The organism is Streptomyces daqingensis (assembly GCF_014645895.1).
Taxonomy (GTDB): Bacteria; Actinomycetota; Actinomycetes; order Streptomycetales; family Streptomycetaceae; genus Streptomyces; species Streptomyces daqingensis.
In genome coordinates, this window is sequence record NZ_BMMP01000008.1 from 61,464 (window position 1) to 80,361 (window position 18,898).

The following is an 18,898-nucleotide window of genomic DNA, read 5'->3' on the forward strand; positions in this document are numbered from 1 at the left end:
TCCGTGTTCCGGTCGCGTGACCCCCGTCCGCCGGTGTCAGCGTGCCGACGCCCAGGAGTGGGCGACGTCGACGACGAGCCGGTCGCCCAGCGTGAAGACGCGGAAGGGCAGCCGGGCCCGGACTCCCAGGCCGAGCTGGGTGGTTCCCTCGTAGCTGGCGCCGAAGCGGGCGTCGCGGAACGTCTTGTAGCCGGTCAGGTCGACGCCCGGCAACGGTTTGCCGCCCTTTCCGCCGTACGTCGGCTGGTGGGTGTCCGGGTCGTAGCTCGGCGCGGACGCCACGATCTGGAGGACGGCTCCGCCGTTGATCTTGATGAGGTGGCCGGAACCGTCCTGGTAGAACTTCTCGACGTAGCGGACGTCGTAGGCGGGCGTGCCCGCCGGAGTGCCGCCGCGGATGTCGAGGACCATCCTGTCGTAGCAATCGTGCCGCCCGGTACGGACGTTCGTCAGCGGACGGCTGCCCGTCGCCTCGCTGGTCTTGGGCAGGCTCCCCCAGGTGACGCCGCAGGCGGCTGCGACGGTGCTCCGGGTCGCCTCGGTGGCCCCCTTGGAGCCTTCGGTGCCGCTCGCGGCCGCGGTGCCCGCTGACGCTGTGGTCAGCATTCCGGCGGCGACGAGGACGGCGATGGCAAGCAGCCTGATGTCACGCATGGAGGCCCCCTTGTGGCGCATTCCTCTTGTAAAGCTCCAGACATGTGATAACAGGCCAAAGTTGCACAGAATGCACTCTTTTCTTGAATTCCGCCCGAAAGAGCTGCCGGGAGGCGCACCGCTGCGCCGGAGTCCGAGCCTCCGCCACCGGGGTACCGGGCGGTAGCCGCTTCCGCCCCGCGACCTGCGGCGGAACTCCACGCGTGATCGGACAAACTCTGCGGGCGGACGGGCAGTTCGGCCCGTGACCGCCCCTACTCTGCTCGTGAGGGGCCCACCGCATCCGGGTGGCCGGCTCACGGGAGGGGGAGGTCGTGGGTGGTCCGTCGCCATGGCCGTTCGTCGGACGCGAGCCGGCGGTCGCCCAGTTCGACGAGGCGCTCGCCGGACAGCAGTGCCAGGCGCTGATCGTCCACGGCTCCCAAGGGGCCGGAAAGTCCCGGCTCGTCCAGGTCTGCCGGGAGCGGGCCGAGGGGCGCGGCCACGCGGCCGGCCGGGCCGTCCCCGTCTACGGGAACCCCGTGCCGCTGGCGTCGCTGGCGCACCTGCTCCCGCCGGGCTCCCGGGCGGGCGATCCCGTCGCCCTGTTCAGAGCGGCGCGCGAGGCACTGACCGAGGAGTGCGCGAGCGGTGCGACCGGCAAGCGGTTCGTCCTCGTGGCGGACGACCTCGACGGTCTGGACGAGGCGTCCGCGTCGCTCGTCGGGCAACTCCGCGAAGCCGGCGCGCTGTTCCTCGTGGGCACCGTGACGTCGCTGCCGTCTCTGGGGCCCGCCGCGTACGCGCTGCAGGCGAACGGCGCCGCCCGTCGCGTGGACCTTGCCGGGTTCGACGAGCGGCAGGTGGCCGACGTGATGCGCCAGGCCCTCGGCGGTCCGGTGGAACCGCGGACGGCGGCCCTCATGCACCGCACAAGCGGAGGGAACGCCCGCTGCCTGCGGGAGTTCGTGCGGGCCTCGCTGGACGGCGGCAGCCTCGTGCACGACGGGGAGTCGTGGACGCTCGTCTCGGATGTGCCCGCGGCGCCGTTGCTCGCGGAACTCCTCGAGAGACGGCTGGCCGGCGTCGGCCCCGAGACCCGCAGGACGCTGGACCGGATCGCCCTGTGCCAACCCGTGGAGGCCGCGGGACTGTCCGGCAGCGCGATGGACGAGCTGGAACGGCTGGACCTCGTCACCGCGACGCGTGACGGGCGGCGCGAGTCCGTCTCCCTGAAGCACCCGGCGCACGAGAAGGTGCTCCGGTCCCTCATCCCGTCCTCCGCCCGCAGGCGCATCCTCAACGAGGAGGCGGAGCTGGTCGCTTCACATGGCGCCAGGCGGCTGACCGACAAGATCCGAATCGCCTCCTGGCAGCTTGCCGCCACCGGGTCCGCCGACCCGGACACGCTGCTGCGCGCGGCGACGCTCGCCCGCCGGACGCAGGACTTCCGTCAGGTGCGCGAACTGTCGAAGGCCGCCTGCCGGGACAGCGAGGAGCTGCTGCCACGGCTGCTGCTGGCGGAGTCGCTGTACGAACTCGGCGATCTGGACAGCGCCCGGGAGGTCTTCGAGGACGCGGCCTCGCGGGCCGACTGCGAACTGGACCGCCTGCTCGTGGCGTTGGGCAGGGCGAGGCTCCTCGCGTGGGGGTTCATCGACGGCGAGAAGGCGCTGGAGGTCAGCGCGGAGGCCATGGAGCGGATCGGCGAACCCGCCTACCGCGACGTGCTGACGGCCGTACGGGGCGCGGTCTTCATGGCCTTCGGAAGACCGCAGGAGGCCCTCCAGGCGCTGCACGGACTGTCCCTCGACGGCAACTGCATGGCCGGACTCTTCGGAAAGGGCCCCAGAGCCGCCGCGCTCGTCGCCACGGGAAGCGCGAAGCGGGGACTCGTGCTCGCGCGGGAGGCGTACGACGAACGGCTGGGCCTGGAGGACTCGTTGGGCGTCCCCCACCCGGTGCAGTACCTCAACACGGTGATGTTCGCGCTGGAGGAGGAGGGCCGCCTCGACGAGGCGTGGCGCACCGGGGAGGAGGGCTGGGCGGAGGCTCTGGCCGGGGACGCGGCCGGTGCGCAGGCGTGGACAGCCGCCGCGCTGGCGCGGTGCGCTCTGCTCCGCGGACGCCCGCAGGAGGCGCGCCGGTGGGCGTCGCAGGCGGTATCGGTGGCCTCGCGCAATTCGCTGGTCGGCACCCTCCACATGGCCCTGGCCCGCAAAGCGGAGGCCGCGGCGCTGCTCAGGGACGTCCCCGCGGCCCGGAAGGCGCTCGACGCGTGCGAGGGACTGCCGCAATGGGGTGCCTTCCGCTGCGAACTGCCCCTGGGCCGGGCGTGGTCGGCAGCCGCACAGGGCAACGTCCAGGAGAGCCGCAAGGTCCTGTGGGAGGCGGTGGCGAGCGCCCGCGCGGCGGGCCATCGCGCCAGCGAGTCGCGGCTGCTCACCGACATCGCGCGGCTGGGCGACGCCACAGGGGCGGCGGGCCCGCTGCTGGAGATCCGGCGCTCCATGGACGGAGCACTGGTCGCGGCCCGTGCCGCCTACGTCTCCGCACTCGCCGACGGGCACGCACGCCGCCTCCTGGAGAGCGCGCGTCTGCTGGCCGGTGCGGGAGCCTCGCTCCCGGCCGCGGAGGCGGCCGCGTCGGCGGCCGTGCAGTTCGGCCGCGACGGGGAGCAGCGGGCGGCGACCGCCGCCGGGAACCTCGCCCTCTCCCTTCAGCAGCGCTGTGCGGGTGCCTCCACCCCGGGGCTCTCGGCGCTGGGGGTCGCGAAGCATCTGACGGCCAGGGAGGCGGAGATCGCGCGTCTCGTGTGCGCGGGGCTCACCAACGCCGAGGTGGCCGAGGCGGTCACCATCTCCAAGCGCACCGTCGACAACCACGTGCAGAACATCTACCGGAAGCTCGGCGTCAGCAGCAGGCGCGCCCTCCGAGCGGAGTACCTGCGCCAGGAGTTCGCCTGAGACCGCCCGCGTAGCCGGAGGGTCCGAGGTGCCGCGCGGGGCGCCGTACTCGGTGCTGCCCGGGGTGGTGCCGTCCGGGGTCGGCTGCCGTCGCGCGGCCGGACCTTCGCGGTCAGCTGTCGGCGAGCGCCCGTATCTCGGCCGGGGAGAGCGCCTTGCGGAACGCCCTCACGTCATCGATCGAGCCGTCGAATCCGCGGATGAACTCGTCGCCCTCCATGGCACGTCCGACGACGAAGTCGCCGTCCGCCGAGAAGTCGCCGCCCAGGCCCTCGGTGTCCTGCAGCCGGCCGTCGACGTAGAGGCGGATCTCGCTCTGTTCCTCGTCGTACACGCCGGTCACGTGGGTGGAGACTCCCGTGGCGGGGCCCGAGGGGCCGACGGCCTCGTCGAAGTCGGCGTCCTCCGAGTCCTCCTCGGCGACGCGCATCTCCCAGCGGTCCTCGTCCCCGTCGTACTGGAGCTGGAATCCGCTGATCTCGTCGGCGTCCTGGCTCGCGATGGTCTGGAACTCCCCGCTCGTCCCGAGCTTCACGTCCGCCGAGACGGTGAAGCTCTCCTCCGTGTCGACCACGGGGCCGTTCGCGGCGACCGACTGCTGCCCGGAGAAGTCGATCGCCCCCGCCTGCAGGAGGCGGGGCAGCGGGTCACCGACGAGCGTCCCGTTCAGGCCGTTGCCCGACGTGTCCTTCGTGACGCCGCCGGCCACGCCGTCGAAGAGCCATTCGAGAGCCGCTCCGCGGACCGGCGGCCGCGACGGACGCCCCGTGTCGCTCGGCTTCTCCGGCTTCGAGGGGCGGGTCTTCGTCGCGGTGACCGTCGACGTGGCCGTCGCGGTGGCGGTCGGCGGAGCGGGACGGGGCGGCTTCGGCGACTCGGAGGACTTCTCGGGAGGAGCGATCGGCTCGCTGCTCTGCGGGTCCCCCGGCCGCAGCGCGCCCGAATACGCCAGCGCGACGACGAAGGAGCAGAGGGCCACGAGGGCCGCGCTCTGCAGCACCCTGTTGATGCGCCGGTTCCTGCCGTGAGCGGTGCCGGCGCCGGCGCCCTTGCCGGCGAAGAACCGGCGGAACCTGCCGGAGGAGGGGGCGGGCGCCGCGACCGGGACCAGTTCGGTGCTGGGGACCACCGCGGGAACGGTGGAGCCGGCGTACTCGCTGCCGCCCCACGGCAGCAGCGCCTCGGCCAGGAACCTCCCGCAGTCGGAGTGCATCCTGCCCAGGTCGGCGACCGCGCGGGAGCAGTAGGCGCAGGACTCCAGGTGCGGGACGAGGTCCGCGGCCGTGTCGATGCTCTTCTGGTCCGCGTAGGCGAGCACCATGCGGTGGAAGCGGCGGCACTCGTCGACCGCGCCGTCGTGCAGGAGCTGCACGTACGAGTTGTAGAGCTCCCTGCGCGCACGTCTGTCGAGGAACGACACCCCCTCGACACCGGGGCCGATCAGGAACTCGATCCGCTCGTCGTCGTCATGCTCGACCGCGCGGTGCCACAGCACCGTCTGGCTCCTGTCGGAGAGGTCGGTGAAGGCGAGCGCGGCGAGAGTGGGAGGGGGGAGTCCGGGGCCCACGGAGTCCTCGGAGATGACCACGGGCTGGGACTCGATCCACTCGGCCAAGTCCGCGTCGAGCGCGCTGCGTTCGTCGGTGCCGTACCAGTCCGCGGCCGTGCGCAGCACCGCGGAGAGCGCGTACGGGCGTACGGCGCCCGTGGCGCTGCCGTCCTGCAGGCGCAGCGCCCGGCGCCAGGCCTGGACGGCGAGTTCGTCCGAGGAGAGTGAACTGATGGCGCACACCGAGGCGAAGGCCCTCACGGCGGGGAAGTGCCGTTGTTCCAGCTCTCCGAGAGCGGGCAGGGACGACTCTCCCCCCTCCCGCACGAGTGGGAGCAGCTCGGCGTCTGGCAGTCGCGCGCAATCCATCCGTTCGTTCATTCCCTACGCAGTCGACGGCGTCTCTGACGAGACGGATGCCTCACGGGCCCGCTCGGCTCCGGGACCGTGACACGGACAGTCGGTTGTGGTCACCCTCCAGCTCACCGGATGGTGACCGGAAACGCCATAGGCAATAGGTACCTAGTACTACGGCCCGGACGGTGATGTGGCCGCTTCCGGAGAATTGTGCGAGCTGCGAGCGCTATTGGGCGCGCGCCCGCGTGCAGGGGCGATGCCGGCGGCGGCCGCTACCTTCTGCGGATGGGCTCCGAGAACGGTGACGCCGGCGGGAAACTCCCCGGGAAGTGGCCCATCTGGCCCTCTCCCTCGACAGATCGACGACGGGCTCCCGGCCGGACGTCGCCAAGTGCCTCGAGCCGACCGCCACTTGACGCGAGCGGGACCCCGGCCGGACAAGGGTGGACCTCGACGTGCCGCTCCGGGAGCTCGCCCGCCGCCGTGGCGCCGGCACCGTGCGGGTGGACAGCGGGGGGACGCTCGTCGGCGCGCTCCTTAGAGCGGGCCTGCCGACCGAGGTGAGCCTTCTCCTCCACCCCTGCCTCGCGGGTATGGACTGCAGCCGGCCCCGGTACGGCCGGGCGGCGACCGCGCGGCGGATCTCGCCCTCGTGGCCTGCGAGACGCTCCGGTGGCCTCGTATGGCTCCGGTACGAGACGACCCGGCCCGGCTGCGGCCGGGTAGGCACCACCGCCGGTCCCTCCGCCGGGACGGGCGGCCGGTTCCGGCGGCTCTCGGGCGACCGCCAGTAACACCCCGGGCCGGGGACGGCGCTGAGGGAATGCGGGCGCCGGAACCAGCAGCGGGTCACCAAGCGTTTCCAAGCGGGTCCGCACCGTCATTCCCTCCATCGTCGAGACGCCTCGCGCGTCGGATTGGGGCCTCGTGAGCCATCCCGAACCCATGCACGGGCAGCCGTATCCGTACCAGTCGCAGGGCGGACCGCCGCCGCCCCCCGAGTACACGCAGGGCCCGCCGCCTCCCCCGGGGTACGGGCAGCCGGAGCCGCCGCCGCGCCGCGAGCGCCGTCCGCGTGACGGAGGCGGTTCGGCGAGGACCGCCCTGATCGTCCACACGATCGCGGACATAGCCGCCGTCTTCCTCGGCCTGTGGATCCTGCTGTACCTGCTGGAGGCGAACCAGGCGAACCCCTTCGTGGAGTTCGTCAAGGGCGTCGCGGACTGGCTGGCCTGGTGGGCCCAGGACATCTTCACGATGGACAGCGAAGGCCTGCGCGTCTTTCTGAACTACGGCCTTCCCGCCGCCATCTACCTGCTCGTCGGCCACGGCATCTCCGCGCGGATACGCAGGCTCTGACGGCCGGCAGGCCCGGCACCGGCGAGGACGGATGACCGGACGCGGCTGACGAGCGGTCGGCAGAGCCGCCCCGGGGACGGGAAGGCCGGACGAGCACGAGGCGGCTCCCCGCCTCCCACGGCGGCCCGCAGAGCAGCAGCCGCCGCGCCGCCGCATGCCCTGACGCCGAGGTGCGGCGCGACGTCGACGTGCGTCCGGCACCGACGCGTGCCGCGGAAACGCCGCGCCGGCGCGCGCAGTCATCCGAGCGCCGACGGCTTGCGCGGCGGGGGCAGCCGCTGCAGCAGCTCCCACAGCGGCCGGGAGCCCGCCGCCCACTCGCCGAGAGTCCCCCGGTCGACGAGATGGAGCCGCTGCGAGCGGGCGAGCGGGGCGCACCCGGCGGTGAAGCGGCCGTTCGTCACCAGGACGACGACGTCCCCGTCGTGCAGCTGGCGGCCGGTGCCGTTGAGGACGTGCAGGTCCGGGGTGCCGACGGGGGCTCCTGCCGCGCCCTTCTTGCGGTGCTTGCACTGGATGACCCAGCGCCTGCCGAACGGATCGGTGGCCTTCACATCGGCCCCGCCGTCCCCGGCGCCGCCCACCTGGACGGAGTCCGTGCAGCCGTCCCGGCGCATCAGGTCGCGTATGGCGAACTCGAAGTCCCGGTGGTGGAGTCCGTCGAGCTGGCTCAGCCGGAAGCGCAGGGCCTGGGCGTGCACGTGCTGCCAACGGGCCTTCTCCGCCCGCTGCTTGATCCACAGCGCACCCGCGCAGAGACCGGCCGACGCCATGAGAACGAGCAGCCACCAGTGCAGGAGCAGCCACTGCACGACCGCGACGGCCACCGCCACACCCCCCACGGCAGCCACGAGCAGGGCCACGAGGCGATCGGGCTGCCGCCCCGCTCGCCTCAGCGGGCTCCTGCGGGAACGGGACCGCCGTACGGGCCTGCGCCGGGTCACCGGTGTGCTCCCGCTGCCGGGGCGGAGACGCGCGGCCGTTCCCCGCCCGGCTCCCGCTCACCGCCTTTCTCGATCTTTACCTGGCCGTTTCCGGCACCCAGGACCACCATGCCGACGACGATCAGAGACGCCAGCTGCGTCCGCGCTCCGGGGGCCCAGCGGTCATGGGCCCGCACCTCGGTTCCGTCCTTCTTCGTGTACTGGGCGATCTGCGGCACCGCGCCTCCTCGGTCTCCTGCACCGGCCTCCCTGGCCGCACTCAGAGAAGTGCAGCAGCGAGGTCTGACACCGCGTCAGCTCAGAGAGGCGGGGAGCGCTACTTTCCGGCCGCCGGCCGGGAGCCGTGGGGCGCCCGGGACGAGCCCGCGGTGACCGGAAGCGGGCCTCCGAGGGCGGACCCCCTGCGAAAGTGGCAGCTCAGGGGCACGGAAGCCGTCCTCGCGCACCTACATCGCATTTGCTGATCTTTGCCGCGAGGGAAACTTTCCGGACAGTTCCAGGAGGCGCCGCGCCCCGACCCCACCCGTACCGCCCGCCCCATCAGCCACCGGCCCGGCCCGACCCCATGACACCCGCCGCACCCGCCGCACCCGCCGCACCCGCCGGGGAACGGAAGCCCGGCACGGCGGAAGCCAGGCGCACATCGCGGCCGGACACCCGGGAAAGCACCGCAAAGGAAAGGCGAATGCGGCGCGACGCACTTCCGTGCAACTGGCGCACCCGCAGGCAATATTGAGACGCACCACCCAAAAGTACGGGAGGGGCCGGGAACGGCGTCACAACCGTGACGGAATTCCGCGGATTCCGCGCCGCCGTCCGGCAGTCGCGGAGGTGATCCGGAAATCCTGCCCCACTCGGGGAATCACAGGACGCCGCTCGGCGCCGCCCCGGGACGAAGCACCCCGAACCCCCAGGACAGATCGCCCGATAGACCCACGAAACGACACCGCTCCGTGCCCGCGCGATAACCGTCCGCGACCACAGTGAACCGTGTACGGATCACGGGAAGAAAAGACGTCCGCGGCACTATTCGCGTCCGCTCTCCGGATGGCACTGTGACCCGAAAGCCGTCCGGAGAGGTGCCTTATGGTGTCTGCCAAACGGGTCGCGGCCCGTGCCGTCTACGGATCGCGATACGACAGCGTGCCCTGGGCACAGCGCGTCTACATCAGGCCCGGGGAGCGGGCGGTCAGAGAACTGCAATGGCGGTTGAAGCTCCGCACCTCACCGGTGATACCCCTCGACGAATACCGCTCCCGCGTCGAACTCGGCGCGATAGAGGAGTTCATCGCCTGCCACATGTGCGGGGAGTCTCGTCAGCAGCCGCTCCACATGCCGTCCAGGACGAAGAAGGACGGTACGACGGCGTGGAGTTACCGCGTGGTGCGCTGCCCGTCGTGCGGCTTCCTCTACCGGAACCCCAACATCCTTCCCGAGCGCCTCGGCGACCTCTACTCGAAGAACTACAGCCGCTTCCTCACCGGCGACTACGCGGCCAACAGGCAGCGCCGCTACCGGCAGGCCATGGACGCCTTCCACCCGGTCTTCGCGGAGGGCGGCGGGCGCAGGCTGCTCGATTTCGGCTGCGGCGCGGGGTACTTCCTGGAGCTGGCCGAGCAGCGCGGCTTCGACGCGTGCGGCGTCGACCTCTCCCCCGACTCCGTGAAGGAGGCCAACGAGCGCCTGACGGCGGCCACCGCCCACTTCGGCGCGCCCGAGGAGGTGCCCGAGATCGCCGCGGGCGGCTTCGACGTGGTCACTCTGTGGTCGGTGCTGGCCCACCTCCCCCGTCCCGTCGAGGACTTCCGCAAGTTCCGCGAACTCCTCTGCCCGGGCGGCGTGTTGATGATCCTCACCGTCAACGCCCAGTCGCTGCTGCTGAAGGCGTACGGCTCCGGCTGGAACGGCTTCACCCGCAACCATCTGATGTTCTACTCGCGCGAGACGCTTCCGCTGCTGCTGCGCCAGGCCGGGTTCGCGGGTGTGGCCTTCGCGCCCTTCTACGGTGACACCGTGGAGGCGGGCACCACGCGGCTCAGCCCCGGACACAGCCGGCGCCTGAAGCGCGGAGTCGACTCGTCGGACGGCGGCAACATGATGCGGGCCCTGGCCTTCGCCGACGAGAAGGCGATCGAGCGCTGGGGGGACGAACTCTCCGTACACCGCGTGGACTGAGCGCCCCGCATCCGCGGGGGCGCGGTCCGCGAGCAGGCCGGAACGCGCGGACGTCGTCCGCGGGACGGCGAGTCCGGGGGGACGGCCGCACCGGCGGACGGGAGGGCCGGACCCCGAGGTCTTCCGGGGCCCGGCCCTCCCGCGTTCGTCAGCGCCTCCTTCAGCTCGTCTCCGTCAGCCCGTCCGTAGGCCCGCGTCCGTCAGCCGGCGACCGGCAGCGCGTCGCGTGGACGCACAGCCGCCAGGTCGACGCCCACGGGCTCCCCCGTGTCCGCGTCGACGACGCTCACCCGGGCCGCGGGTGCTCCGGCCGTGTCACGGCTGGCCGTCGCGTCCAGCGCGAACACGACGGACACCGGACGCGCCTCGCCGTCCTCCTCCACGTACAGCCCCGAGTAGAGGAGGAACCGCCAGCCCGCCTCGTCCCAGTGGTCGAGGAGCCCCGAGCGGACCACCGGTGAAGCGGCCTGCCACGCAAGGGAGTTCTCCAGCAGCTGCACGGTCGCGGCCACTGGCACCTGCTTGCCGCCCGCGGTGCCGCCGGCCAGCGGATGCCCGAAGAGGCGCATCCGCGTGCGGCGCAGCGGCAGCAGCCACCAGCGTTCGAGATCGGCGGAGAGCGCCGTCAGGAGCACGCCCCCCGCGGCCAGTACGGCCGCCGAAGCGGCGGGCCGCTCCCCCACCGTCGTCCACCACGCGGCGGACGCCGTGGCGGCCGCGGCCCCGCCCGCGAGCACCAGGCCCGCGCGTGCGAACGCCCGCCACGTCACCGGCGCCGAGTCGTTCGCCGTGCACCCGCACGAGGACTCCGGCGCGATCACCCGCGCCCGGGCCAGGTAGCCGAGGAAGCAGGCGCCCAGCAGGGCCGTCGCCGCCCCGGGCAGCGGGCTGCGGGGCGCCGCCAGCAGCCCTGCCGCGAGCAGGAGTTCGGCGAGGCCCGTGGCCCGTAGCACGAGGACGGCCCGTTCGCTGCTGCTCAGCATCCGGGCGAGGGCGGTCTTGGGCGCCTGCCGTGCGGCGCCGGAACCGAAGAGCTTCAACGCACCCGTCCAGCCGAGCAGTACGGCCAGAGCGACGGGGGCGAGGCTCGATGTCGTCGAGAGCATCTCTTCTTCTCCCGCCGCCCGTCAGTGCCCGACCGAGATCCGTACGACGTCCACCGAGTTGTCGGACGGCCGCCACGCGCCGAGCACTTGGGCGCTCTGCCCGATGCGCAGCCGCGACAGGTCTGAGGTCGGCGCTCGGCCCGCGTAGGCCGCGCTGGTGTCGCCGATGACGTTGCCGGTGATCTCGTGGCTGCCGTGCGCGAGGTGCAGCCGCTGCTTCTCTATGCCGCGGATGGTGGTGTGGATGTTGACGATGTTCACCCACACCGCGTCGGCGGCGACGGTGCCGTCCGGCATCTTCACTCCGCGCGCGTAGAGTCCGTCACCGACCTCGATCACCTTGGCCGTGGTGGGGCGGACCTTCCACACGCTCGTCGCGTTGGTCATCTGCACGCGGGAGCGGTCGCCGTACGATCCCGCGACCTCCAGCACGCTGCCGCTGATGGCGGTGATCCTGCCCTCCACGAACTCGGACTTGCTGATCGCCGGGTCGAGCGAGGGCTGCTGCGCGGCGAAGGCGGCGTCGGCGTCGATCCCCCCGAGGGCGGTCGCTCCGACGATGGTGGCGCCGCCGAGGGCGGCCCGGGCGAGGAGACGCCGGCGGTCGATGCCACCGCTGCCGGTCTGGTGTGCGGTCATCTCGGTTCCCCTCACTCGTAGATGTAGACCGGCAGCATGCCGGAGCTCAGGTCGCCGAGCGCCGAGTAGGCGGCAGGCGTCAGGTCGAGGACGCGGTTGGTGCGGCACTGTCCGTTGCAGCAGGAGGCCTCACCGCACCACTCCTTCGTTCGGGGGCCGCAGTCGGTGATCGTGATGCAGACGGTGGCGCCGGAGCACTGGTGCTTGACGTTCATCACCGATCCGCAGCCGCGTCTCGGGATGTTCTCGCCGCACAGGTCGGGCCGGGTGATGTCCCAGCATGCCTGTGAGGCGTTGGGCCAGGCGCCGTGGTTGGCGCTGGACTGGCAGTTGCCGCACGCGCCGCCTCCGGCGCCGGTGCAGGGTCCCCATGCGTTGCCGCAGCAGAACCAGCTCGTCTCCCCGGCCCAGAGGCTGGTAGATCCGCAAGCCATGGTGCTGTCCCTCTCTGTGAATTTGACAAAGACATGACATGCACATGTGCCGAAACGGGCCCTGTGTCCGTGCGTGAGGGTACGGCCCGATGCGGCGGGTGGTGACGGCCTTGCTGGCGGAGCGGTCCAATGATGCGCGTGTGTACGCCTGTTGGCCAGAGTGTCCGTTCACTGCCTGTGGTCGGCCCAATGGCGGAAGGGAGCCGCGCACACTCACGTGCCGGACGCTCGCTCGCGGGACGCCTGCGGCGGCACACCCTCCTGCGCCGCCGCGGAACACCCGGCCCCGTGCGGACGGCGGCCGGAAGCCGCCCGGCGGGGCGAACGGACGCTACGCGGCGCGGTAGCGGCGCAGCGCCGGCATCGCCAGTGCCAGGGCCGCCATGGCGACGACGACGAGCATCCCGCCCCCGGTGACCGCCGTACGCGCGCCCAGCACGGAGCCCGCGGTGCCGTGGAGGAGGTCGGCGAGGCGGGGGCCGCCCGCCACCACCACCGTGAAGACGCCCTGCATGCGGCCCCTCATCTCGTCCGTGGCCACCGACTGGAGGATCGCTCCGCGGAAGACCATCGAGACCATGTCGGCCACGCCGGCCAGCGCCAGGAACGCCACCGCCCACCACAGGCTGCCGCTCAGCCCCGATCCCGCGACGGCCGCGCCCCACGCGATGACCGCGCCGATGACCATCAGTCCGTGCCGGCGCACTCGGGAGAACGTCCCCGAGAGCAGACCGCCCGCGACCACGCCCAGCGGTATCGCGGCGAAGAGCAGGCCGAGGGCGAACCCCTCGCCCCATGACCCGTAGGCGGTGGCGGCGAGTTGGGGGAAGAGCGCCCGCGGCATGCCGAGGACCATGGCGACGATGTCGGCCAGGAAGGACAGCAGGAGCACCTGATGCGCGGCGATGTAGCGGAAACCCGCGGCCACTTCGCGCAGCCCCGCCCGCCGCGGCGCCCCCGCGCCCTGCCCAGCGGCGACGAGCGGCGGCAGCGGGGGCAGCCGCCATACGGCGACGAGCGCGGCGCACAGAGCCAGCGCGTCGATGAGGTACAGCTCCGGCAGGCCGATCAACGGGATGAGCGCGCCCGCCAGCAGCGGGCCGAACACCATGCCCGTGGCGGACACCGTCGAGATGAGGGCGTTGGCGGCGGGCAGTTCGGAGGCGGGCACGAGCCGTGCGACCGAGGCGCTGCGCGTGGGGGCGTTGATGCCGAAACACGCCTGCTGCGCCGCGAGCAGCACCATCAGCAGCGGCACCGATCGCGCACCCGCCGCGGCCTGTATCCAGAAGAACAGGGACGTCGCGGCGATGCCCGCGTTCGTGACGAGCAGCAGCTTGCGCCTGTCCATGCTGTCGGCGACGGCGCCGCCCCACAGCGCGAAGATCACGAGCGGCACGAGACCGGCGAGGCTGGAGTAGCCGACCCACGCGGAGGAGCCGGTGACGTCGTAGACCTGCTTGGGTACCGCGACCGCGGTGAGCTGGCTCCCGACCGCCGTGACCGTGGTCGACGACCAGAGGTGCCGGAAGCCGGACGACCGGAGGGGGCGGGTGTCCATCAGCAGCCGCCGCCAGCCCGCGCGGGGCGGCGCCTCCTGCTCCGGCCCCGCGGCCTTCTCCGCTCCCGCGCTCTTCTCGGCGGGCTCGGCACCGTGCACGGCAACTCCGGTTCGTCATACATCGATTGGGCGGAGCCAGTATCGCCCGCACGGCGGCGGGCGCCGGGCGAGGTCCGCTGTTCGAGACGGTGGAGAGGCCTCGCGCGCCGAACAGCCGGACGGAACACGGGAGACGGCGTGAAACGCCCGGGGGGCCAACACCCCCTGGAATCCCGGGGATTCAGCGGGTGAACCCCGGGTCGCCCTGGGTGATCGCGCAGGCGTCTTCACAGTACCCACACGTAACAATTTCCCGTCTGGCACTCACAGGTGTTCGAGGCAATGGAAGGCTTCGCAACGGCCGACCACCCATCGGCCGGTGCCGCGTTGCGACCCCCACACTGCGCGCGCGGCGCCACATCCTCGGGGAGAGGACGTAGAAAGTGGATTCCAACCGCTCCGTCGCCCGCCGCAGAACGCTCACCGCGCTCGCGGGCACCGCAGTGATAGCCGTGGCCGTGCAGATTCCTGCGACGGCCGGTACCCCCACAGTCTCGGAGTCCCGTTCGGGCAGCTCCTCCGCCGCGCAGCCCTTCGACGCGGCAGCCGACGACGAGTACTACAAGGACGCCGAAGGCAAGACCGGCGAAGAGCTCAAGACTGCCCTGAACAAGATCATCAGCACCGACGCCACCGCCATCTCGTACGACGAGGTGTGGGAGGCGCTGAAGGAGACGGACAAGGACCCGGACAACGCGGGCAACGTCATCCTCCTCTACTCGGGTGCCTCCTCCCCCGCCGACAACAACGGCGGCGGCGAGGACCAGTGGAACCGCGAGCACACCTGGGCGAAGTCGCACGGCGACTTCGGCACCGCCACCGGCCCCGGCACCGACGTGCACCACCTGCGTCCCACGAACGTCAAGGTGAACAGCACCCGCGGCAGCAAGGACTTCGACGAGGGCGGCGAAGAGGTCGAGGGAGCCCCCGGCAACTTCACCGACGGGGACTCCTTCGAGCCCCGCGACGAGGTAAAGGGCGACGTAGCCCGCATGATCCTCTACATGGACGTGCGCTACGAGGGCACGGACGACTTCCCGGACCTGGAAGCCAACGACGAGGTCGAGAACGGCTCCCAGCCTCTCCACGGCAAGCTCTCCGTGCTGAAGAAGTGGAGCGAGGCGGACCCGCCCAGCGCCTTCGAGAAGAACCGCAACGAGGTCATCTTCGAGAAGGTCCAGCACAACAGGAACCCGTTCATCGACCACCCCGAATGGGTCAACGAGATCTACAAGTAGAGTTCCCGGCAGGCTCTTCCTGCCGCCGCTGGACACCCAGCGCGACGAACACGGACGCCCTCGCCCCGAATTCGGGGTGAGGGCGTCGTTCTGCTGTTCCCGGTTCTTACGGACGAATAAGCTCGTCATTGCTGACGAATACGCTCGGCCGCCCTTTCCTGGAGCGGGCCACATCGCCTCGCGCATTGCCACCGCCGTCCGGGCAGCGCAATGCCCTCGTCCCCGGAGAACTGGGGACGAGGGCACTCGCGGTCAGCGCGCCGGCTCCGCGCTGACCCGTCGACTGAGCCCGGCCGCTACCGCCGAGAGGCCGGCGCGGCCAAGGGGGATGGGCTCAGTACTTCTTGGGACGGTACGCGTCGTACTCGTCGTTGCCGAGACCGTAGCTGCGGGTGCTGTGGTCGGTGCCGTGGCCGCCGCGCTGCTCGTAGGCCCTGTACGACTTCTTGGCGGAGCTGGTCCACTTCTCGAAGATGACGACGTGACGGGTGGTGTTGCTCCCCTTCGCGTCGATGATGAGGTCGCCCTTCTTGAGCTGCGACATCTTGATCTTCTTCGTGAAGCTGGAGGAGGCCAGGCCCACCGTGTTCGTGCCCGGCTTGCCGTACTTGAGCGCCATGCTCACGTAGCCGGAGCAGTCGGTGCGGTAGCCGCCCCACGTCTTGGACTGGCTGTAGGGCACCTGCTTGCCGCCGTTGGCGGTCAGCCACTTCTTGGCGCGGTTGATGACCGTGGCACGGCTGATGGCCTGTGCGTCGACGTCCTGGGCGACGGTCTTCTTCGCCTTCGGCTGCTCCGTCGCGTCGCCCGCGATGGCGGAAGGCGCGAAGGGCGCGAGCACCGCGGCACCGGCGACTATCGGCAGAACAGTGCGCGTAATACGATTCATAATTCTCCCCGTGCATTCTAGGAGTTTCCCCTGGGGCGGGCTGTCGGGTGCTCCGCACGGAATGAGCGGTCGTAATTCTCCGAACGGAACGGGGGTGCAACCTGCTTTTCTCCCGACGGCCGGGAACGTTAAGGGGATTTCGTCGCGGCCGTCAAGGCTTTCCTGGGAACCTGACCCGGTCGATTCCTTTCACGGGGACTGGAATTCGGGCACGCCGGTACGTCCTTCCGGCATGCCCCGAATCGGCTCCGGCGTGGGGTGTGCGCCGCGGCCGGTCTCCGTGTCCGGAGCGTGTGTGAAGTCGGGCCTCGCTCTGGGGTCGGGGGTGGGGGGTGGCTGTGGGGGGTCATGAACACGTCACAGTCATGCACGCGTCACGCCTGGTCGCACATACTTCCCTGCACCCCCAGACGGCGCATGAGTACATGTACTCAGATCGAGCGGCGGGGCACGGCGCGGGCCCACCGCCCTCAGGGCTCCCCCGCCGGCATGCCACGGCCCGCCACGGAGCGGACCGTTTCGCAAGCCTGACGCCACGTCAGCGCTGGTCACGGGCGCGGCCTCACGCCAGCCCGGGAGCCCGGGCGTCACGTCCGGAACGGAAAGGACCGCCGTCGCAGCGGGCGACGGCGGTCCGGCGTCGTCTGAGTACCGGCGGGCCGCTGAGTACCGGCCGGCCGCGCCTCAGGGGCGGGCGCGGCCCGCGGCTTCGAGTGCGGCAGCCGCGGAGTCGTGCAGATTCAGCACACTCTCGATGCCGGTGATCTCGAACAGCCGCCTGACGACGGGCTGCAGCGGGCCGCCCAGATGCAGCTTGGTGCGCGCGTGGGTGCGCAGGAGCATGTTCAACGCCGAGGAGTCGGCGAACGTCACATTGGAGAGGTCGATCACCAGGCCGCCGGGCTGCGCCGCGAGCGCCGCCTCCAGGACAGGGGCGATCTCCTCGACGACGTCGAGGTCCAGGTCTCCGGAGAGGGTGAGGAGCTCCGTGCCGTCGCGCTGCTCCCGGGACACGGGAGAAGGGGCATCGTCCGCTCCGCTCTCGCGCTGCTTCGGCTCGGGCTCTCTGCTCGCATCGTCACCGGTCGTCACAGCGTCATACATTGTCATATGCGAGGGTCTCCAGGGGTCAGGATGCGTCAGGTTCCGGACACTGACATGGCCGGATGCAGCCACTGCGCACGCATCGTCTTCCCGCCCGCGACTGCCACCACTTCCAGCGAGTCGGCGCACTGTTCGGCGATCCGCAGGCCCCAGCCGCCGCTGCCGTCGAGCCGGCCCTGGCGCCAGCGGGGCGGCGTGGGGTCGCTGTCGGTGACGTCCACCCGCACGCGGTGCCGCTCGGCCTGGACGCGCAGGGACCACCGCCCCCGGGCGTGCCGCTGGGCGTTGGTCACCAGCTCGGACACGACAAGGAGGACTCCGGCGAGATCCACCCAGGACGAGCTGCGTACGAGATGGTTCTCGACGGCCCTCCTCACGTCGCCGATGTCCTCGCAGTTCGAATCCAGGAGAAGCACTTCACGCTCCCCGTCGCCTGTCGCCGTGGCAATTCGCCCCGATGACACAGGCGTCACCTCCACTCCCGGTTCAGGTGACCGGCTCGTCGACCCGTCGCCCGCTTCGCGCGCTCCGTTCCCCGGCGGGCAGCACACGCCTCGCCGCGGGGTGCGTTCTCAGCATGTCCGGTACTCCTCGGCTCGCATCTCTCACGTTCGTTACATGCGCTTGCCCGGTCACAGTCACCCCATGCCGAACCCGCACGAATGTCGGAACTCAATACCCCGCATTGCGTTACAAAACGGACAAGAACCAGAACTGGTACGCGTGTTCAGCATCATGCTGGGTACGCGGTCAGCCCGACCGGTTGTTCCAACGAGGTGAAGGGCAGGTTCCAGCGATGACTTCCGCCACGCCGACCGTCGCGACAGCGGAGAACGCCACGGCCGAGGTGACCGTCCCGGAGGGACGGGCAGTTGAGGAGACCTCGGTCCAGCTGCCCACGATCGACGAGCCGGAGAACCTCGCCCCGGAGGACGCACGCCAGCTGTCGAAGACCCTCTTCGACAGGCTCAACGTGCTGGAGGAGGGGACGCACGAGTACCAGTACGTGCGCAACACCCTCATCGAGATCAACCTCACACTCGTCCGGTACTCCGCCCGCCGCTTCCGTTCGCGGGGCGACGACATGGAGGACATCGTGCAGGTCGGCACGATCGGCCTGATCAAGGCGATCGACCGCTTCGACCTGTCGCGCGAGGTGGAGTTCACGACCTTCGCCATCCCCTACGTCGTCGGTGAGATCAAGCGCTTCTTCCGCGACACCACCTGGGACGTCCGGGTCCCGCGCCGTCTGCAGGAGATGCGGATGGACCTGGCGCGGGCCAACGACAAGCTCACCGCCAAGCTGGGCCGGTCCCCCCGCGTGAGCGAACTGGCCGAACACCTCGGGGTGACCGAGGAGGAGGTCGTCGAGGGGCAGGTCGCCGCCAACGGCTACAACTCCTCCTCCCTCGACGCCACCGTCAACGACGAGGAGGGCGAGGCCTCGCTGGCCGACGTCCTGGGCGAACGCGACGGCGCCATGGACCTCGTCGAGGACTTCCACGCGCTCAAGCCGCTGCTCGCCCAACTCTCGGACCGGGACCGGAAGATCCTCGAGATGCGGTTCGGGGACGAGATGACGCAGGCGCAGATCGGCGAGCATCTCGGACTCTCGCAGATGCACGTGTCGCGGCTGCTCAGCCGCAGCCTCTCGGCACTCCGGGAAGGCATGCTCGCAGGCGGCTGAGCATCGCCCGGCCCCGCTCCCCCGACGGAGCGGGGCTCAGCGCTGCCGCACCGCCGGCCGCAGCCGTGAGTCGGGGCAGCCGGGCAGCCGCGCCGGGCACCACGCACACGGAACACACAGAACACGGAAGGAGGCCCCGTGACGGCAGATCCGTCACG

17 protein-coding genes are annotated in these 18,898 nt (G+C 71.3%); 6 read left to right on the top strand and 11 right to left on the bottom strand.

Features of this window, described 5'->3' with window-relative positions; translation table 11 throughout:
- Positions 1-36: 36 nt before the first annotated feature.
- A complete protein-coding gene (locus IEY56_RS13395; RefSeq protein ID WP_189037397.1) occupies positions 37-654 on the bottom strand; it encodes an AMIN-like domain-containing (lipo)protein in 618 nt (205 codons plus the stop codon).
- A 314-nt stretch (positions 655-968) separates the two neighbouring features.
- Between IEY56_RS13395 and IEY56_RS13400 the strand changes: the two genes are divergently transcribed.
- Complete coding sequence (locus IEY56_RS13400) at positions 969-3,599, top strand: helix-turn-helix transcriptional regulator (RefSeq protein WP_189037398.1); 2,631 nt, start codon at positions 969-971, stop codon at positions 3,597-3,599.
- Positions 3,600-3,711: 112 nt separating this feature from the next.
- Here IEY56_RS13400 and IEY56_RS13405 read toward each other — a convergent pair whose 3' ends face one another.
- Entirely contained in the window at positions 3,712-5,517 is a 1,806-nt protein-coding gene (locus tag IEY56_RS13405; protein ID WP_189037399.1) for a LamG domain-containing protein, read from the bottom strand.
- 431 nt (positions 5,518-5,948) lie between these two features.
- Here IEY56_RS13405 and IEY56_RS29075 point away from each other — a divergent pair, with 431 nt between their 5' ends.
- Both IEY56_RS29075 and IEY56_RS13415 read left to right on the top strand, forming a co-directional pair.
- Entirely contained in the window at positions 5,949-6,299 is a 351-nt protein-coding gene (locus IEY56_RS29075) for a dihydrofolate reductase family protein (RefSeq protein ID WP_189037400.1), read from the top strand.
- Between the two features lie 151 nt (positions 6,300-6,450).
- Positions 6,451-6,864: a hypothetical protein gene (locus IEY56_RS13415; protein ID WP_373292088.1), complete on the top strand. Its 414-nt coding sequence runs from the start codon at positions 6,451-6,453 to the stop codon at positions 6,862-6,864.
- A 239-nt stretch (positions 6,865-7,103) separates the two neighbouring features.
- On the opposite strand, the gene IEY56_RS13420 is transcribed toward IEY56_RS13415, so the two are convergent.
- Complete coding sequence (locus IEY56_RS13420) at positions 7,104-7,808, bottom strand: restriction endonuclease (protein ID WP_189037401.1); 705 nt, start codon at positions 7,806-7,808, stop codon at positions 7,104-7,106.
- The gene (locus IEY56_RS13425; RefSeq protein ID WP_189037402.1) at positions 7,805-8,026 is read right to left on the bottom strand and encodes a hypothetical protein; all 222 of its coding nucleotides are present in this window, start codon (positions 8,024-8,026) and stop codon (positions 7,805-7,807) included. Before IEY56_RS13425 ends, IEY56_RS13420 begins: the two co-directional genes overlap by 4 nt.
- Before the next feature lie 871 nt (positions 8,027-8,897).
- Here IEY56_RS13425 and IEY56_RS13430 point away from each other — a divergent pair.
- Entirely contained in the window at positions 8,898-9,983 is a 1,086-nt protein-coding gene (locus IEY56_RS13430; protein ID WP_229711864.1) for a class I SAM-dependent methyltransferase, read from the top strand.
- A gap of 200 nt (positions 9,984-10,183) precedes the next feature.
- On the opposite strand, the gene IEY56_RS13435 is transcribed toward IEY56_RS13430, so the two are convergent.
- The 4 genes from IEY56_RS13435 to IEY56_RS13450 all read right to left on the bottom strand — a co-directional run bounded on the left by IEY56_RS13435 (position 10,184) and on the right by IEY56_RS13450 (position 13,822).
- Positions 10,184-11,089: a MauE/DoxX family redox-associated membrane protein gene (locus IEY56_RS13435; RefSeq protein ID WP_189037404.1), complete on the bottom strand. Its 906-nt coding sequence runs from the start codon at positions 11,087-11,089 to the stop codon at positions 10,184-10,186.
- A gap of 21 nt (positions 11,090-11,110) precedes the next feature.
- Entirely contained in the window at positions 11,111-11,728 is a 618-nt protein-coding gene (locus tag IEY56_RS13440; protein WP_189037405.1) for a cell wall protein, read from the bottom strand.
- 11 nt (positions 11,729-11,739) lie between these two features.
- Positions 11,740-12,162 (bottom strand): RlpA-like double-psi beta-barrel domain-containing protein, encoded by a 423-nt coding sequence (locus IEY56_RS13445; RefSeq protein WP_189037406.1) that lies wholly within the window; start codon positions 12,160-12,162, stop codon positions 11,740-11,742.
- Between the two features lie 331 nt (positions 12,163-12,493).
- Positions 12,494-13,822 carry an MFS transporter gene (locus IEY56_RS13450; protein WP_373292078.1) on the bottom strand — a complete coding sequence of 443 codons (1,329 nt, stop codon included), beginning with the start codon at positions 13,820-13,822 and terminating at the stop codon, positions 12,494-12,496.
- A gap of 383 nt (positions 13,823-14,205) precedes the next feature.
- Here IEY56_RS13450 and IEY56_RS13455 point away from each other — a divergent pair, with 383 nt between their 5' ends.
- On the top strand, positions 14,206-15,060 hold the full coding sequence (locus tag IEY56_RS13455) for an endonuclease I family protein (protein WP_189037407.1): 855 nt from the start codon (positions 14,206-14,208) through the stop codon (positions 15,058-15,060).
- Between the two features lie 334 nt (positions 15,061-15,394).
- Here the strand turns inward: IEY56_RS13455 and IEY56_RS13460 are convergent, their stop codons facing one another.
- The 3 genes from IEY56_RS13460 to IEY56_RS13470 all read right to left on the bottom strand — a co-directional run bounded on the left by IEY56_RS13460 (position 15,395) and on the right by IEY56_RS13470 (position 17,469).
- Positions 15,395-15,949 (bottom strand): NlpC/P60 family protein, encoded by a 555-nt coding sequence (locus IEY56_RS13460; RefSeq protein ID WP_189037408.1) that lies wholly within the window; start codon positions 15,947-15,949, stop codon positions 15,395-15,397.
- A 684-nt stretch (positions 15,950-16,633) separates the two neighbouring features.
- Complete coding sequence (locus tag IEY56_RS13465) at positions 16,634-17,059, bottom strand: STAS domain-containing protein (RefSeq protein ID WP_189037409.1); 426 nt, start codon at positions 17,057-17,059, stop codon at positions 16,634-16,636.
- Between the two features lie 29 nt (positions 17,060-17,088).
- Positions 17,089-17,469 carry an ATP-binding protein gene (locus IEY56_RS13470; RefSeq protein WP_229711865.1) on the bottom strand — a complete coding sequence of 127 codons (381 nt, stop codon included), beginning with the start codon at positions 17,467-17,469 and terminating at the stop codon, positions 17,089-17,091.
- 380 nt (positions 17,470-17,849) lie between these two features.
- On the opposite strand from IEY56_RS13470, the gene IEY56_RS13475 reads away from it, so the two are divergent.
- Entirely contained in the window at positions 17,850-18,740 is an 891-nt protein-coding gene (locus IEY56_RS13475) for an RNA polymerase sigma factor SigF (protein WP_189037411.1), read from the top strand.
- The last annotated feature ends 158 nt before the right edge of the window (positions 18,741-18,898 follow it).